The sequence below is a fragment of the uncultured Microbulbifer sp. genome (assembly GCF_947489355.1).
GTDB lineage: Bacteria > Pseudomonadota > Gammaproteobacteria > Pseudomonadales > Cellvibrionaceae > Microbulbifer.
The window spans coordinates 1-13,398 of sequence record NZ_CANLDD010000071.1 but is presented as its reverse complement, the minus strand read 5'-3'; the positions used below and the strand labels follow the sequence as shown (position 1 = coordinate 13,398).

The 13,398-nt window shown below is 50.0% G+C and carries 22 protein-coding genes and 1 pseudogene; 20 read left to right on the top strand and 3 right to left on the bottom strand.

Annotated features, from left to right (window positions below; translation table 11 throughout):
* Positions 1 to 432: 432 nt before the first annotated feature.
* The 8 genes from Q1A48_RS18955 to Q1A48_RS18920 all read left to right on the top strand — a co-directional run bounded on the left by Q1A48_RS18955 (position 433) and on the right by Q1A48_RS18920 (position 5,038).
* Positions 433 to 714, top strand: a complete 282-nt coding sequence (locus Q1A48_RS18955; protein ID WP_299948069.1) for a hypothetical protein — start codon at positions 433 to 435, stop codon at positions 712 to 714.
* An 89-nt stretch (positions 715 to 803) separates the two neighbouring features.
* The gene (locus Q1A48_RS18950; protein ID WP_299948067.1) at positions 804 to 983 is read left to right on the top strand and encodes a hypothetical protein; all 180 of its coding nucleotides are present in this window, start codon (positions 804 to 806) and stop codon (positions 981 to 983) included.
* A complete protein-coding gene (locus Q1A48_RS18945) occupies positions 980 to 1,903 on the top strand; it encodes a helix-turn-helix domain-containing protein (protein WP_299948065.1) in 924 nt (307 codons plus the stop codon). The genes Q1A48_RS18950 and Q1A48_RS18945 overlap by 4 nt, the downstream gene beginning before the upstream one ends.
* Positions 1,900 to 3,285: a DnaB-like helicase C-terminal domain-containing protein gene (locus Q1A48_RS18940; RefSeq protein ID WP_299948063.1), complete on the top strand. Its 1,386-nt coding sequence runs from the start codon at positions 1,900 to 1,902 to the stop codon at positions 3,283 to 3,285. Before Q1A48_RS18945 ends, Q1A48_RS18940 begins: the two co-directional genes overlap by 4 nt.
* Before the next feature lie 22 nt (positions 3,286 to 3,307).
* Positions 3,308 to 3,745 (top strand): hypothetical protein, encoded by a 438-nt coding sequence (locus Q1A48_RS18935; protein WP_299948061.1) that lies wholly within the window; start codon positions 3,308 to 3,310, stop codon positions 3,743 to 3,745.
* Positions 3,742 to 4,248, top strand: coding sequence for a hypothetical protein (locus tag Q1A48_RS18930; protein ID WP_299948059.1), 507 nt, complete (start codon positions 3,742 to 3,744; stop codon positions 4,246 to 4,248). Before Q1A48_RS18935 ends, Q1A48_RS18930 begins: the two co-directional genes overlap by 4 nt.
* A 9-nt stretch (positions 4,249 to 4,257) precedes the next feature.
* Positions 4,258 to 4,719, top strand: a complete 462-nt coding sequence (locus tag Q1A48_RS18925) for a hypothetical protein (RefSeq protein ID WP_299948057.1) — start codon at positions 4,258 to 4,260, stop codon at positions 4,717 to 4,719.
* Between the two features lie 103 nt (positions 4,720 to 4,822).
* Positions 4,823 to 5,038: a hypothetical protein gene (locus Q1A48_RS18920; protein ID WP_299948055.1), complete on the top strand. Its 216-nt coding sequence runs from the start codon at positions 4,823 to 4,825 to the stop codon at positions 5,036 to 5,038.
* A gap of 261 nt (positions 5,039 to 5,299) precedes the next feature.
* Here Q1A48_RS18920 and Q1A48_RS18915 read toward each other — a convergent pair whose 3' ends face one another.
* The 3 genes from Q1A48_RS18915 to Q1A48_RS18905 all read right to left on the bottom strand — a co-directional run bounded on the left by Q1A48_RS18915 (position 5,300) and on the right by Q1A48_RS18905 (position 6,709).
* A complete protein-coding gene (locus Q1A48_RS18915; protein WP_299948053.1) occupies positions 5,300 to 5,638 on the bottom strand; it encodes a TGF-beta family protein in 339 nt (112 codons plus the stop codon).
* A gap of 178 nt (positions 5,639 to 5,816) precedes the next feature.
* Entirely contained in the window at positions 5,817 to 6,206 is a 390-nt protein-coding gene (locus Q1A48_RS18910) for a hypothetical protein (protein WP_299948051.1), read from the bottom strand.
* Positions 6,200 to 6,709 carry a hypothetical protein gene (locus Q1A48_RS18905; protein ID WP_299948049.1) on the bottom strand — a complete coding sequence of 170 codons (510 nt, stop codon included), beginning with the start codon at positions 6,707 to 6,709 and terminating at the stop codon, positions 6,200 to 6,202. The genes Q1A48_RS18910 and Q1A48_RS18905 overlap by 7 nt, the downstream gene beginning before the upstream one ends.
* Positions 6,710 to 7,439: 730 nt before the next feature.
* Between Q1A48_RS18905 and Q1A48_RS18900 the strand changes: the two genes are divergently transcribed.
* The 12 genes and pseudogenes from Q1A48_RS18900 to Q1A48_RS21965 all read left to right on the top strand — a co-directional run bounded on the left by Q1A48_RS18900 (position 7,440) and on the right by Q1A48_RS21965 (position 13,318).
* Positions 7,440 to 7,691, top strand: a complete 252-nt coding sequence (locus Q1A48_RS18900) for a hypothetical protein (protein WP_299948047.1) — start codon at positions 7,440 to 7,442, stop codon at positions 7,689 to 7,691.
* Positions 7,621 to 8,355, top strand: a complete 735-nt coding sequence (locus Q1A48_RS18895; protein ID WP_299948045.1) for an isochorismatase family protein — start codon at positions 7,621 to 7,623, stop codon at positions 8,353 to 8,355. Before Q1A48_RS18900 ends, Q1A48_RS18895 begins: the two co-directional genes overlap by 71 nt.
* Before the next feature lie 269 nt (positions 8,356 to 8,624).
* A complete protein-coding gene (locus Q1A48_RS18890) occupies positions 8,625 to 8,948 on the top strand; it encodes a hypothetical protein (protein WP_299948043.1) in 324 nt (107 codons plus the stop codon).
* 144 nt (positions 8,949 to 9,092) lie between these two features.
* Positions 9,093 to 9,587, top strand: coding sequence for a GNAT family protein (locus Q1A48_RS18885; RefSeq protein WP_299948041.1), 495 nt, complete (start codon positions 9,093 to 9,095; stop codon positions 9,585 to 9,587).
* Positions 9,588 to 9,848: 261 nt separating this feature from the next.
* The gene (locus tag Q1A48_RS18880; protein WP_299948039.1) at positions 9,849 to 10,145 is read left to right on the top strand and encodes a hypothetical protein; all 297 of its coding nucleotides are present in this window, start codon (positions 9,849 to 9,851) and stop codon (positions 10,143 to 10,145) included.
* Positions 10,146 to 10,163: 18 nt separating this feature from the next.
* Positions 10,164 to 10,367, top strand: a pseudogene (locus tag Q1A48_RS21970) (DUF2059 domain-containing protein); the annotation flags it as partial.
* Between the two features lie 325 nt (positions 10,368 to 10,692).
* On the top strand, positions 10,693 to 11,217 hold the full coding sequence (locus tag Q1A48_RS18875) for a hypothetical protein (RefSeq protein WP_299948037.1): 525 nt from the start codon (positions 10,693 to 10,695) through the stop codon (positions 11,215 to 11,217).
* Between the two features lie 162 nt (positions 11,218 to 11,379).
* Positions 11,380 to 11,586 (top strand): hypothetical protein, encoded by a 207-nt coding sequence (locus Q1A48_RS18870; protein ID WP_299948035.1) that lies wholly within the window; start codon positions 11,380 to 11,382, stop codon positions 11,584 to 11,586.
* A 105-nt stretch (positions 11,587 to 11,691) separates the two neighbouring features.
* Positions 11,692 to 12,204: a hypothetical protein gene (locus Q1A48_RS18865; RefSeq protein WP_299948033.1), complete on the top strand. Its 513-nt coding sequence runs from the start codon at positions 11,692 to 11,694 to the stop codon at positions 12,202 to 12,204.
* Between the two features lie 133 nt (positions 12,205 to 12,337).
* Positions 12,338 to 12,715 carry a 3TM-type holin gene (locus tag Q1A48_RS18860; protein ID WP_299948031.1) on the top strand — a complete coding sequence of 126 codons (378 nt, stop codon included), beginning with the start codon at positions 12,338 to 12,340 and terminating at the stop codon, positions 12,713 to 12,715.
* The gene (locus Q1A48_RS18855) at positions 12,712 to 12,939 is read left to right on the top strand and encodes a hypothetical protein (protein ID WP_299948029.1); all 228 of its coding nucleotides are present in this window, start codon (positions 12,712 to 12,714) and stop codon (positions 12,937 to 12,939) included. The genes Q1A48_RS18860 and Q1A48_RS18855 overlap by 4 nt, the downstream gene beginning before the upstream one ends.
* Complete coding sequence (locus Q1A48_RS21965; RefSeq protein ID WP_366523444.1) at positions 12,923 to 13,318, top strand: HNH endonuclease; 396 nt, start codon at positions 12,923 to 12,925, stop codon at positions 13,316 to 13,318. Before Q1A48_RS18855 ends, Q1A48_RS21965 begins: the two co-directional genes overlap by 17 nt.
* Positions 13,319 to 13,398: the final 80 nt, after the last annotated feature.

Sequence of the window (13,398 nt, the reverse complement as noted above, 5' to 3'; positions counted from 1 at the left end):
TTGTTAGCTGTTTGTTTGGGAGCTTTCAGCATACCGGGAATGGCGACACCTGCCCAGTGGTGTGACAGCCGGGAGAGAACGGCACTGAATCATTGCAGAAATTATTGGTAAGGCATAAAAATGCAAAAGGCGCCTGCAGGGAAAAACGGATTTCCCCGGTTGACAGGAATCGGAGAACGGTCCTATGCTTATCCCGCTCTCGCAAAATCGGGAGCCGGGGTTCGCAACCCGTATTTCGCAGGCGCCGGGAAGACGCCTCTAGTTGTAAGCGTCTTTTTTTGTGCGCGAAACCTCCTTGTTATGGTGGGGTATTCGGGGGGCCTTCGGGCCCGCCGTTTCCTGCGAGCGGTATTGCGAACCCGTTTACCCCGCCACCATTTCGAGATTCGCAACTCCTGTGTGGCGGACAACCCGCAATCGCAGGAGGCAATCATGCCTAATCACGCCCCAGTTGTGCCCGCTGCTCGGGCAGATCAGTTTATTACCCAATCCCTTGACCTCGCTGGCGTTAGCTTAGAAGCCGTAGAAAAGCTGCGCACTCTATTTCTCGCTATTTCCTTCATGCCCGATAACCACCCCACTACGCAGGAACTGGCCACCTTGGGTGCCCACCTTGCAGGTGAGTGGGTAAATGTTATTGAAAGTGAGCGCGAAGACTTGGAGCGATTAGAGAGCGTTCAACGCTATCGCGAAGAAACAAAGCCAAGGGTCTAAAAAATCGAGCTGGTGAAAGACCGGCAGCTTTTGATGTAACGGACACTATCAAAACCATTGAAGAGCCGCAGAAGCGGACGGAGGCGATAATGGAAGACTCCGATCTTTTTGTCCTGTATTGCGTGAATAAACGCGCACAACAAACGGGCCTGCCGCCTTGTGAGTTGGCGCGGGCTTTACTTCAAATCCCACCTGAACAAATCAAGTCGGCAGCAGATGCTGACCGTGCCTATCGAAAGTCTGCTGTGTTGAATGGGGGTGAAAAATGAGCCTTATTGTCGCCCCCCTGGAGGTATTGACCGATGGTCGTCTCACTGACCCCGAGCGTCGCGTCCTTTTTTCTCTGTTCTCTTTTCGTGGAAAGGACACGAATACCGTCTGGCCCAGTTTGGAATCATTGGCTGAACGTGCGCAGATCAAAGACAAAACCCGTGTGTCGAAACTGACCAAAGCACTATCCGAAAAAGGTTGGTTGAAAAAGAAAAAAAGGGGGTTCACCGGGGGCAATGAATACACTCTAACGGTCCCCGCCAATTTGGACTCAGAGACCAAGTTGGTATCAGAGACCAAATTGGGTGGGGATACCAATTCCAATTTGGACTCAGAGACCAAGTCCAATTTGGACTCAGCAGCCAAGAACAAAGAACAAACCAATGAACAAACCATAGAACAAACCAATACTATGATCGATTCGGCGTTTGATCGATTCTGGTCAGCAGGGTTACCCAGGGTGGGCAAGCAAAAAGCCCATGCCGCCTTCCTGGCCAACCTAAAAAAATCCAAACGGGATGCGGAGTCGTTTGCTGAGTTGCTTGCCGAGGACATCGAACACCGCCTGCTGGCTAACCAATTCGGATTTGACCGGCTCCACCCGACCACCTACCTGAACCAATGCCGCTGGGAGGACGAGCGACCGGAGATCATCCCGTTTGACCGGATTGTCGAGTCTTACCACCGCAACCTGCCCAACAACGTGCCGGTAACCGCCCTGAGTGACCGGCGACGGGAGTTCCTGACCTACCTGTGGACACAACGCGCTAATCGCGATTTGGATTGGTTTGATGAATTCTTCGCCTTTTGCGCCAGTCAGCAGTGGCTGAACGGTTCCCACAAGGCCGACCTGGAGTGGTTGACCGACCCGAATCATTACCCGCGCATCACCGAAAACGCACAAGGAGCAGCGGCATGATGGCTAAGCGTCTGAACCGGGACGAACAGAACACCCTGATCGCCGCAGAGCAGATGGTGCTTGGTGGACTCCTAATCAACCCCTCCGCCATCGAGGACGTATTCGAGATTGTAGGCCGTTCGGATTTCATGACTCCGGCACACCGCACTATTGCTACTGCCATCAAATCCCTGGCAGAGAACTCCCAGCCAGTGGATGCGTTTACCGTGGGTGAGGAGCTGAACCGCACCAAAAAGCTGGGGTCTGCAGGAGGCGTTGCCTACCTGGCTGAACTGTGTGAACAGACTCCAGGGGCATCGAATGTGCGGACCTACGCTCACATTGCTGCTGATCATGCCCATCGCCGTAAGTTGCTGGCTGCTTTCGATGATTTCAGCAAAGCCGTTTACACCGCGCCAATCCGGTCTGTGACGGAGATTATCGGCGAGTGCCAGTCCAGCCTGTCCGACCTGGAGCGTGCCCGAGATACCGGTACAGGCCCTCAAGACCTGGACGGGGCAGCCAGGGAGGTTCTGCAGGACTGGAACCGCCTGGAGACTGGCGAGCAGATCGAGCGGGTACACACCGGCTGGGATTGCATAGACCGCCGTTGGAAAGGGCTGCGTGGTGGTGAGTTGGTAATCCTTGCTGGGACCACTGGTACAGGAAAGACCGTATTTGCCATGCAGGTGGCTGCGCACAATGCCCTCAACGGTAACCGTGCCTTGGTTTTTTCTTTGGAAATGAGCCGCCGTGAGCTTTACCGCCGGCTGGTGGGCATGGTTGGTCGCATCCCCATAGGGCTCGCCGACTCCGACAATTCAGATGACCGCAAAGGTTTTTACGCACAGCACAGTCAGGGTATGACTCACGCTGTAAGCCAACTCAAGGGCATCGACATGGGGGTGGACGACCAGGGTGCGCTGCATATCAACCAGATTGTCAGCCGTGCCCGCCGTGAGCACCGCAAGAGCCCGTTGTCACTGATCGTGGTGGATTACCTGCAACAGGTGCGTGGTGATGGACTGAGCCGGGAGCGGGAAGTGGCTGGCGTCTCTGCCGGGCTCAAGGCATTGGCAAAGGAGTTGGATATACCGGTGTTGGCGCTGTGCCAGTTCAACCGCGAGGCAGCCAAGGGTGGCCGGCCCAATATGTCCCAGCTACGCGATTCCGGCTCTATTGAACAGGACGCCGACATAGTGGCCCTGCTGTACCGGGAAGATAAAGACAATTTCGATTCCCTGAACCCCGGCTTGGTGGAAGTGATCACCGCAAAGCACCGCCGTGGAGAACCAGGTATCGACAACCTCAAAGCCAAGCTCAGCCAGTTCCGCATGGATGTATGGACGGCGGAGGTACTCCAGGCTGAGCCACCGAATAGATTCCGGCAATTCACTGGTTAATCAAGAAAGCGGAGGGGGGAATATGCGCACTCTGGAATTCACCTTACCCCAGGCCACGCCATCCAATAACCAGTTGTTGCGGATGCACTGGAGAAAGCGCCGGGCGGTGAAAAAGCAGTTGGCCATGGAAGTAGCGGCAGCCCTGGTGAGAAGCGGTCAACGCCGCCCCAATGAGCCTCTGGCACAGGTATATATCGAGATTGAACGCGGATCTGCCGGTGAATTGGACGATGACAACCTGCAGGGTGGCACAAAGCTGCTGATCGATGTGCTGGAGAAGCCCAGCCAGACCAATCCCCACGGCCTGGGCCTGATCGAGAATGACAACAACCAGTGCGTAGTAAAGCGCCGAGTCACCCAGGCGCCGGCCAAGCGTGGACAGGGCTACACCCGGGTACTGATTGCGGAGGTGCTGGAAGACAACTGCGAATTTTCAAGCCGCTTTGGGGGTGCCCAATGATCGATATCACTACACCAACCAGTAAAAACTATTTCACCGTCCAGGAGCTGCAGTGTCGTTGCGCCGACTGTGAGCGCGAGCGCAGCAATGGTGAGGGCGCGAGGGGGTGCGCCTCCAATGTGAAGGAGTGGTTTCTCTCCCACTTGAATCGAGTACGCGAGCGGGTGTATTGCCGCCCTATGCCAGTAACCAGTGGTTACCGCTGCACCCTCCACCCGATAGAGGCGCGTAAGGCGAAACGAGCTATGCAGGAAGGCAAGCCCCACATCCTCGGCGATCACCCCTGTGGTGTAGGCGTGGATGTGGGGGTGTATGGCAAGGATGCCCACTACTTGATGCAGGCTCTGCATGTATATAACTGGTTGCACGCCCAAAATGAGCTGCCGCAACCCTTCACCGCGATTAGCCCCAACCAGCGTGGCCCGCACCATAAACGCTTTATCCATATCGGCGGCAACACCGATGCTCCCGGCCGCAAGCGCCCCTGGGACTGGACCTACTGAGGAGCGTGCATGGATGGAGAGCGCATCAGCCCGTGCCTTGTGGAAGCGCTGGAAGACAAGCTGTACCTGTGGGGTTCTGTGGCTTTGGACCTGGGAGGGGTAAGTGGCAGTAGTGTGCTGTGCGCTATCGAGGTCCACGCCGCCCGTCGCAGCTCCCGGTTGCGCCAGAAGCAGTACACAGCACAAGGCACTGCCACACGCTCCTATCGTGTTAGCTGCCAGGGTATCAGCGAGGAGTTAGCTGCACCGGTAGAGGAGGCCATGACGATCATCAAGCGGGAGACCCCGAAACTCTACGAGGTACTGAAGGTGGAAGCACGCAGCTTGTTATTGCACGAGGGCCTCAGTGAGCAGCGATCCCGCGCCCGCTGCCTGAAAATCAGCCTGCGCACCTATCAAACCCGATTACACCGGGCCCGGATCTTTCTTGCGGGCTTACTGTTTGGACCGCAGATACTCAGGGATACGTAATGCACCTGCAACCCACCCTCATCACGAAACTACTAGTGCTGGCCAAAGGCCACGATTGCGTGCATTGCGGCGCCATAATCAGCAGCTTTGTGGGGGTGAGTCCATGACCCGGAAAACCAATGAGCAGGGGCAGTTTTACTGTCGCGGCTGCAATGAATGGAAAGCACCGACGATATTCCCCCGACGCGCCAGCTCCTGTGGTCGCGTTAGTCGCTGTAAACGCTGCCGCGCTAATTACCTGGCCAACTACCGCGCCCGGAAGCGTCGAGATTCACACATTCAAGCGCTGATCCAGCACAAGGCACACCAGTTTTTTTAATCAAAACAATGACCTAATGGGGGAAGAGATGTTAGTCAGGAATTGGCGAAGGTGAAGCAGCATGAGTTCTGAAGCGGTTTCATCACCGGACTACAGCGCCCTCGCCTTTCTGGAAAAAGCCGCACAGCACAACTAGTACGAACGCCGCGATGGTTATGACCTGGAGCGCTGGCCCTGCCATGCAGTGCGCCGGGTGCGTGTGAGCGATTGCCGATTAACCGTTGAGAAAGCCCCGCCTTGTGCGAGGTTTTTCATTTTACTCTATCTACAGGCTGCCCGAGTGGCGATGGCATTGGGAAGAGTATCTTGAATTACCTGGCCGTCCTCGTCTTCGAACAAAATTGAAATGCTGGTGAATTCTACAGGCACACACTGCAAGGGAATCCCTACTACGTTGCTAATAAGAAGCCCGTGGGTTTCTGCCTGTAAGACGCTGCAATCCCCCTCAGCATCCTTTATGTTTACTGTGGTGGGGAAAATGACAAAAGGGTAGGCTTCTTGCAGATTTATTGTCCTATCAACCAAGCGACAAGCTGCATAGCTAAGACTGCCAGAAAAGGTGGTGAATACTATTAAAAAACTTTGCAACACTTTATTCACGTTGTTATCCCTTTAAAAAGTGTGGTTAAGGTTGTGATTAAGAATTGAAGCTGGTGCAACAATTCTTGCTCTCTTTATAGCTCACACTTTTTTTGTTTCAAGAAAAAGGATAGGAATCGCGAAGATCATCACGATTTTGCCCTTAATCCGGGGCAGTTGTAGGAGGGGCGTCCCTTTCTCACTTTTTGAGCTTTGTGAGGGATTTGACTGACTCACGCTCTTTGTCGGTTGTTGTGAAAAGCAGGTCCACAAGCTCACTGTCGACCATTCCAATATCATCCCCCTTAATCTCGCGCACATACGCCTGGATTGACTCTTGCGCTATCCGCAAATTCTCTTCGCAGGGCCGCCCTATCGATTCGTACCGCTCTCTTATTTTTTCGATATTCTCTTCGAAGCTAATTTCATCGCGCGCAAAGGTGCCTAAAATCGCATGCAACAAGGCGTTCACTTCTTCGGCGGTAAATTCTGGTTTGTCGTCTTCTCCGCATGAGGGGTCGGCGAGAATAAGCGCGGCCAAGTCCTCGGGGAACTCCTTCAGTTCGCCTGTCTCTATTCTGATCAGCATGGTAAAACCCTCAATTCCTTAGCTAGCTCTCTTTCAAAGACCTCAAATTGGGAGTAGCTGGGGAAATCTTTTGTGCTCATTGCCCAGCCCAGACCACCATCTACTTCAACCTGGATTAAGTGTTTCAAGTGGTGGCTAACAGCCTCATGGATATCTACCGCTTTAGCATGGTAAAGCCTTCTTTTAAGCTGAACGGCGTCCTTCCGTCTATTTGCTAGATCATCGGTGAGCAAGTAAAAGCCTAGAATGGACACCTTGTAGAGGTCGGGCGTGATCAACTTGATCACCGACTGTGCGACTGCTTTGCCGAGTGCGTATGGGTTTGTGTGCCCCCGCTTTGAGGAATCCATACCTCCAAGGTGATCGGAAAATTTTAAGCCAACCACATAGCCATCCAGGCCAAAAACAACATGGTAGGTAAGCTCCACATTGTAGGCTTTGCCGTTTACAGATATAAGGTCAGTCTTGGACCTCACTTGGTTGAGGTGAGGGTGTCCCGCCATAATTTTCTTCCTTGAAATGTAATCGAGAATCAGTACCGATCAAGGCGCAAAAATATACATGAGGGTATCTCTACAATCAAGAACCCTTGCCCAATAGGGCGGGAGCGTCTTTAGTTTTGGGGTTTCACCATTTTGGTACTTTTGCGTTTTAGAGGTATAAATCAGCTACCTTGCGATTGTTGTCTCTACCAGACACCCAACCACCCAAACCGGCCACTGAGCCGGTTTTTTACTCTGGAGAGAGTGATCGTATTTTACACGATTGTACCAAGTCCATGTAAGTAGCTATTTTCCAAGGCGGATTGTGGGTAAACGGCGCAGAATTGATTTCTGGACAGTAATCAGGATAATAGTGGTCATGGTGATCACTATATAAATATTATTGGTCGCTCGCTCCAGTTTTGTAGGGGTTCAATTAAGAATAGCAGGTGATTGTTAGTGTTCTGTATAAATAAACAGTATTGGCGGGAAAGCCCACAGTCAACGGTTCGACCTTCGTGTAAGCTTCGAAGCAAGGCCGCGAACCTAGTGCTGCTAATTTCTCTCTCCGAATCGTGGTAGACAGTAAGAAGAAAGATATTTGTAGTGAATTTGTACAGAGTACCACGAGCAACAAATAACAACCCGATGATGCGGAAACCTAAAAGTTGTCATTCCCTTTGCTTGCGCAAAGGCACTGCCAACTTTCTTAACGGTTCCGCATATCTATTTTCGTTAAATGCCCAAAACGATGAAAAGCACTATCGTACAGAAAATTCGTATTCTTAAAGGTGGCTGGAGAGTTGCTGATCGTGAAGACGATATAAAATATGTAAAGCAGCTAGAAATAGAGCTGCTAATCGAAGGTAATGCCAAGAATGGATATCACCTCATAATGACGCCAGAGGGATTTTTTGCGGCGGATTTACACTTTGATTCAATTGAAGAAGCAAAAGAAGAAGCTGAAGAATATTTTGAAGTTTCAAATATACAATGGTCGTAGTGAGGCTATGCATTTAACAAGTCAATGGTGCATCGCCCCGGCAAGCCGGGGCTGGACCTCCGTTCCGCTGCTTCGCAGCTACAAGTCCGCCCCAAAGCCGGGCGTTAAGTTCTACAAAGTGACCGGACACTACATGGACATATTTATAATTATCGATATGCAAGAGGCCTCATTCTCCACATCAGATAAGTTTGATTCTGTTGGTGTCATTGATCGAATTAATCGGCTCTCCAAGAGTGTGCGCAAGCGTAATGGAAAAGTAATCTTTATTCAGCATGATGGCACAGAAGAGGAGGGATTGGCACCAAATACTCCAGGGTGGGAAATTCTTTCGTCACTATATATGGGTGAAGATGACTTTATTGTAAGAAAGACGACAAACGATGCATTTCACAGAACGAATCTCACTCATGTCCTAGGAACGTTAAACCCGGCTAGGTTAATTATCTCTGGTTGGGCTACAGATTTTTGTGTTGATACGACCATAAGATCAGCTGTGAGCCATGACTATGAAGTTGCAGTGGTGTCGGACTGCCACACCTTAGCAGATAGGCCGCACCTATCTGCCGAGAAGGTAATAGAGCACCACAATTGGGTTTGGGGTAACATGCTTACTACCAGTAAAAATATCCAAGTCGCTCCAGCGTCAGGCTTGTATAACTAATCATGGTGCGAAAATTTAATCGGGTAAAGACGAGTTTCTAGCCCGCCCTCCCCACACCACCGTGCAACGATCCAAGCCGGCCACTGAGCCGGTTTTTTACTCTGAAGAGAGTGATCGAATTTTGTACGATTGTGCCAAATCTATGTAAGTAGCTGTTTTTAATGCGGACTGTTGGTAAACGGTGCAGAATTGATTCCGACACAGTAATCAGGATAATAGTGGTCATTGTGATCAGTATATAAATGTTAAGAGTTAGAGTAATAAGAAGCATGGATGAGTCGACAAAATCCGCTTACAGACATCTTGGGCTAACTGGCTATGCTGCGATTCAAAGCATTTCCTCCAGTTTAAAAGTTGGCACCCTAAATCTGGGTACAGCCGGTCATGTAAATACTTCGCTAAAAATGATAGCCACTTTATCAGAGTGGCTCGGCTCACTTATGACTGCAAATGTTTCTGACTTCCGCGATTTCAACGAAGAAGAATTTTGGGGGCGTCATCAGTCAATTTGTAAATCGTATCCTGGTTATAGCCTAGATATTTACAAAGACCTATTTGAGGACTGTGTTAACCATGGCCGTGGTGACTCTTAATAATCACAGGCAGTTTGCTCGGGCCCTTCGGGCCTCCGTGGGACGTCTTACCTTATGCACATTTTGCGCGGTTGCTTCGCTCCCATTTTCGTGTAAAATGCGCACAAGTTAAGCCGCCCCTGCTGTGGGCGTTATGGACTCGAGATGATTGAACTCCGAAGTTTGCAAAAAGCAGATGATGCTGCTCTGATTCAGCATTTGAATGATGATCGGGTTACAAAATATCTTTCCTCAAGAATTCCTTCTCCATATACGAGAGAAGATGCAGCTTGGTGGATAGAGTCTGGTTGCAAAGAAGTTGGTGTGGTGCGAGCAATTGATTTTGAGGGTACATTTTGTGGCGTCATAGGCGCTTACAAGCGGGAACTTGAGTACTCGCACTCAGCGGAGATAGGCTATTGGTTGGGTTATAAGCACTGGAACAGTGGAATCGCTACTGAATCATTAATTAATTTTACAAATTACATTTTTGAGACTACCGAGATAAAAAGACTATTCAACCCTGTAACCTCCTTGAATATTGCATCCACAAAAGTGCTAGAAAAAGCAGGGTACAAATTGGAAGGTGTACTAAAAGCGGCGGTAGCCCACGAGGGCTCGTACATAGACGAACACTTATACGCAAGAGTCTGTCCATAATCAGGTAAAGGCGAGTTTCTAGCCCGCCCTCCCCACACCACCGTGCAACGACTTAAACCGGCCACTGAGCCGGTTTTTTACTCTGAAGAGAGTGATCGAATTTTGTACGATTGTGCCAAATCTATGTAAGTAGTTGTTTTTAATGCGGATTGTGGGTAAACGGCGCAGAATTGATTCCGGGGCAGTAATCAGGATAATAGTGGTCACGGCGACCACTATTTAAATGTTATAGCATCGTAAACCGAAACTAAGGAGTAGTTTATGAAAAAACTGGTTTCAGTACTTTTATTTTCAATGTTCCCCATGCTTTCAATGGCTGGAGACAAGGAAGCCAAAATCCGTCAGCTCATGGAGGCGCAGGGCCTTATCTCTATGTTTGAAAACCAATTAGAGATGGGGAGGGCTCAAAGTGAGCAGGCAGGAAAACAAATGATGGACCAACTGCTAGCCCAAATGAATCCGAGCGAAGATTTCCAGGCTCGCTTTTCAGTAGCATTTAATAATTACATGAATAAAGTTAATGTGCCTTGGGGAGCTGAAGAAATAGTAGCGGTGTGAGGCCAGTTCTATGGCCAATATTTTACTGAAAAGGAGCTGGATTCATTGGTCGATTTCTATACTTCTTCAATCGGCCAAAAAGAAGTGAAAGCTAGTAAGAATGCGCTTACAGAATTCACTGTTCACTTTCAAAAGCTCGGCGAACCAATCTTTCAGAAAGCAACCCAAGAGTACATTCAAGAGCTACAATTAGTGGCAAGAGAGTGCAACTGTAAAAGGTAAAAGGCTATAACAAGTTTAGGCAAAGGGACGCACTAATGTGCGCCCCAGCTAAAAGCAGAAAAGGATGCTCAAAAGAGGCATATGGAAGCAATGGAAAAACGGAAGCCTCACCCAAATGAAGCGTTTTTTAAAAAAACATAGCAAGCGCAAGCAATAAGCTAGGGCTCTTCGCAGGACGGCACTAGCCGCTTTTATCCAATCACCCAAACCGGCCCCTGAGCCGGTTTTTTTTCGCCTGGAAGAAGCAGGCCACAATCTGGAGCTACTGAGGGGAGGGCGTATGGAAGGGCTAAGTATTCTGGTTGGAGATACCTAGGGAGACAAAGTGAACCTGCAGCCCACCCGCATCCCGAAACTACTGAGGCTGGCCAAAGGCCGCGATTGCGTCCGCTGTGATAATAACGAGGGCACCACAGTGGCCGCCCACTACCAGGGTCAGCGCAGCCACAGCTACGGCAAAGGCAGGGGGATCAAGCCCCACGATGCCATGGCTGCGCATCTCTGTTATCGCTGTCACGCTGAGGCGGATAGCAGTGGTCTGGGTAGCTGTCCCGAGGACCACAGTAGGCGTTTCCTGCTGCTGATTATTACTACTCAAATGAATTTGTTTATAGAGGGGCGCATCACCGCACGAGACTATGCCCAGGCCTTCCTCCACAAGCTGTGCTGCAATACGGCGGAACTCGTGGAATGTGGAGAGGATGAGCTACACCGGACCGCCTGCCGCCTGGCCGAGTGCTGGGACTCAGGTGAGATCGCTATCGCCTCCCAGGGGGCCATGGTGAGCAGTTTTGTGGGGGGGGCTGATGACCAGCCAATTTTTCAATTCAGTAAGGATTTTTCCATTTGACGAAACTGTCTAAGCAGTTATAGTTGGCGGCTATGTAATTTGAGATCAGCAATTCCGTTATCCGAAAATATTGGATAAGTGCCGAGATAGTGATTTGGGAGATATTAGCCACGGTGATCAGTATATAAATGTTAAAGCTATCAATAGGATCAAGAGTATTTAATGTTTAAACAAATATGGAAAGGTTGGACTAAGGCTGTTTCAGTTATCTTTACACCACTATTTCTAATTGTTGCCTTAGTTCAACCTGACGCTCCTGAAAATATGCTTTTGGGTGTACCATTAGTTCCGGTCATAGCTGCGGGGCAAGGTATTTTAATTGGGGCAATGGTTTGTCTCGGTCTCAAAATATTGTCGTTTAAAAAATAATATGAATATCTCCAACTCTAACAAGGCGTGGTATGATCGCTTGCGGCTGGGACTCACTACTACGTGGCTTGCCCTAAACTAAGGCGTTAACTGTCGAGTGTACCAATGAGAAAGTTTGTCACAATTACATTGTTCGCAATAATGGCTGCGTCAAATGCGCTAGCCACAGGATTGCAAAAGTTTGATTTAGCGGTTCCGGGTACATATGTAAGGGAAGAGTACAAAGAGGATTTAAAGAATTGGCGCCTGTCACTTTTAAGGGGTGTAGGCTACGATGCAAAGAAAATTAGTGAGGCTATTTTCCTCAAAACTGATATTCCTCTAAAAGTAAACGGCCATGAGTCAATAGGTCAGGTTTATCAAAACAAAGACATAAAGCATCAATTTTATATACTTGCGTCTGATACAATCATTGACTTTGAGGCTCAGCAGGTTGGCACAATGGGCGTTTCCGGCATAACTAATCATCCAACGCCTAGCGGGCGCATGATCATAATTATAGCTCCGGGTAAAAACATAAATTTGTTGGGCGTAACCTTAGACTTCACAATTAAAGTTCAGGTTAAGCCTCCAGTATTTACAGGCAACAGCGTAACCTATGAGCGGCGCGCATGGTAAAAACAGTTAACAAATAAGGATATGTTGCACTTGCTGCAACATTTGACACCTAAGTAAAAAAGCCGGCCACTGAGCCGGTTTTTTTACACCTGGAGAAAGCTACTTCCCCAGGTTTCACAATTTGGAGCTACTGATGCTAGGTGCAATTTCTGCGATCTCAGGTCTGATTGGTAAGGCGATCGACAAGGCGTTTCCTGACAAAACTGAGGCCAACAGGCTCAAGGCTGAGATTGACCGCCAGTTGATAGCGATGGAACTCAAGGAACTGGAGTCGGCAACCAGTGTGATTACCGCAGAAGCGGGCGGAGAGAGCTGGCTTCAGCGTTGCTGGCGTCCTATTGCCATGCTGACCTTTGTCAGCCTTGTAGTGGCGCACTGGTTGGGATACACGGCAGAAAACCTCAGTGAGGACCAGACCTTGGCATTGTTGGAAATCGTAAAGGTCGGCCTGGGCGGTTATGTGGTGGGCCGCAGTGCTGAAAAAGCCATCAAGACATGGAAACAGTCATGACCGTTCACGACCTGATGCGAGAGTTGGCTGAGAAGGCTGGCCATGCCACTACGGTAACCGTAGGCGCTATCGGTGGTATCTACAGCCTGTTTATTCAAAACCCAATCGGTTTTATCTGTGCCGTAGTGGCAGTGGCCTCCTTTGTGGTGAACTGGTACTACAGCTACCAACGCCACAAGATGGCGAGAGAGCAGCAGGGTCAGCGTAATGCCGGCAAGGGCTAAGCGTTACTGCGCGCGCTGCAGACAGGCCCATTCAGGCAGTTGTCCCCAGGCTAACAATGGCTGGGGAAGATGGCAGAAGCAGAACGGCACCAGCGCTGAGCGTGGTTACGACTACAAATGGCGCAAGCAGGTGAGGCCGTTGGTGATTAAGCGGGATAAAGGGTTGTGTCAAATATGCCTGCCGGCAGGTGTTGTGACGATAGGTACGCATGTCGATCACATTAAGCCGAAATCACAAGGTGGCACTAACGAATTGAGTAATTTGCAACTGTTGTGCAAGCCGTGCCACCAGCGTAAGACCGCGCAGGAAGGCGGTGGCGCTAGAGGGAGGGGTGGGTCAAATCCCCACAACCCTTCGTCACCAACACCGCCGCCCTAAGTTAATTTTTATGCGCGTTGAATTAAATCGAAAAAACCCACTTGGGCATTTTTAGGTGATATTGGAATGGCAGGGAGATA

Excerpts from the sequence above, each read along its gene's own strand:
- Q1A48_RS18920 (WP_299948055.1), top strand. The coding sequence starts at position 4,823 with ATGACCCGGAAAACCAATGAGCAGGGGCAGTTTTACTGTCGCGGCTGC.
- Q1A48_RS18905 (WP_299948049.1), bottom strand. The coding sequence starts at position 6,709 with ATGGCGGGACACCCTCACCTCAACCAAGTGAGGTCCAAGACTGACCTT.
- Q1A48_RS18910 (WP_299948051.1), bottom strand. The coding sequence starts at position 6,206 with ATGCTGATCAGAATAGAGACAGGCGAACTGAAGGAGTTCCCCGAGGAC.
- Q1A48_RS18950 (WP_299948067.1), top strand. The coding sequence starts at position 804 with ATGGAAGACTCCGATCTTTTTGTCCTGTATTGCGTGAATAAACGCGCA.
- Q1A48_RS18885 (WP_299948041.1), top strand. The coding sequence starts at position 9,093 with ATGATTGAACTCCGAAGTTTGCAAAAAGCAGATGATGCTGCTCTGATT.
- Q1A48_RS18940 (WP_299948063.1), top strand. The coding sequence starts at position 1,900 with ATGATGGCTAAGCGTCTGAACCGGGACGAACAGAACACCCTGATCGCC.
- Q1A48_RS18855 (WP_299948029.1), top strand. The coding sequence starts at position 12,712 with ATGACCGTTCACGACCTGATGCGAGAGTTGGCTGAGAAGGCTGGCCAT.
- Q1A48_RS18935 (WP_299948061.1), top strand. The coding sequence starts at position 3,308 with ATGCGCACTCTGGAATTCACCTTACCCCAGGCCACGCCATCCAATAAC.
- Q1A48_RS18900 (WP_299948047.1), top strand. The coding sequence starts at position 7,440 with ATGAAAAGCACTATCGTACAGAAAATTCGTATTCTTAAAGGTGGCTGG.
- Q1A48_RS18930 (WP_299948059.1), top strand. The coding sequence starts at position 3,742 with ATGATCGATATCACTACACCAACCAGTAAAAACTATTTCACCGTCCAG.
- Q1A48_RS18945 (WP_299948065.1), top strand. The coding sequence starts at position 980 with ATGAGCCTTATTGTCGCCCCCCTGGAGGTATTGACCGATGGTCGTCTC.
- Q1A48_RS18890 (WP_299948043.1), top strand. The coding sequence starts at position 8,625 with ATGGATGAGTCGACAAAATCCGCTTACAGACATCTTGGGCTAACTGGC.
- Q1A48_RS21965 (WP_366523444.1), top strand. The coding sequence starts at position 12,923 with ATGCCGGCAAGGGCTAAGCGTTACTGCGCGCGCTGCAGACAGGCCCAT.
- Q1A48_RS18865 (WP_299948033.1), top strand. The coding sequence starts at position 11,692 with ATGAGAAAGTTTGTCACAATTACATTGTTCGCAATAATGGCTGCGTCA.
- Q1A48_RS18925 (WP_299948057.1), top strand. The coding sequence starts at position 4,258 with ATGGATGGAGAGCGCATCAGCCCGTGCCTTGTGGAAGCGCTGGAAGAC.
- Q1A48_RS18870 (WP_299948035.1), top strand. The coding sequence starts at position 11,380 with ATGTTTAAACAAATATGGAAAGGTTGGACTAAGGCTGTTTCAGTTATC.
- Q1A48_RS18955 (WP_299948069.1), top strand. The coding sequence starts at position 433 with ATGCCTAATCACGCCCCAGTTGTGCCCGCTGCTCGGGCAGATCAGTTT.
- Q1A48_RS18860 (WP_299948031.1), top strand. The coding sequence starts at position 12,338 with ATGCTAGGTGCAATTTCTGCGATCTCAGGTCTGATTGGTAAGGCGATC.
- Q1A48_RS18880 (WP_299948039.1), top strand. The coding sequence starts at position 9,849 with ATGAAAAAACTGGTTTCAGTACTTTTATTTTCAATGTTCCCCATGCTT.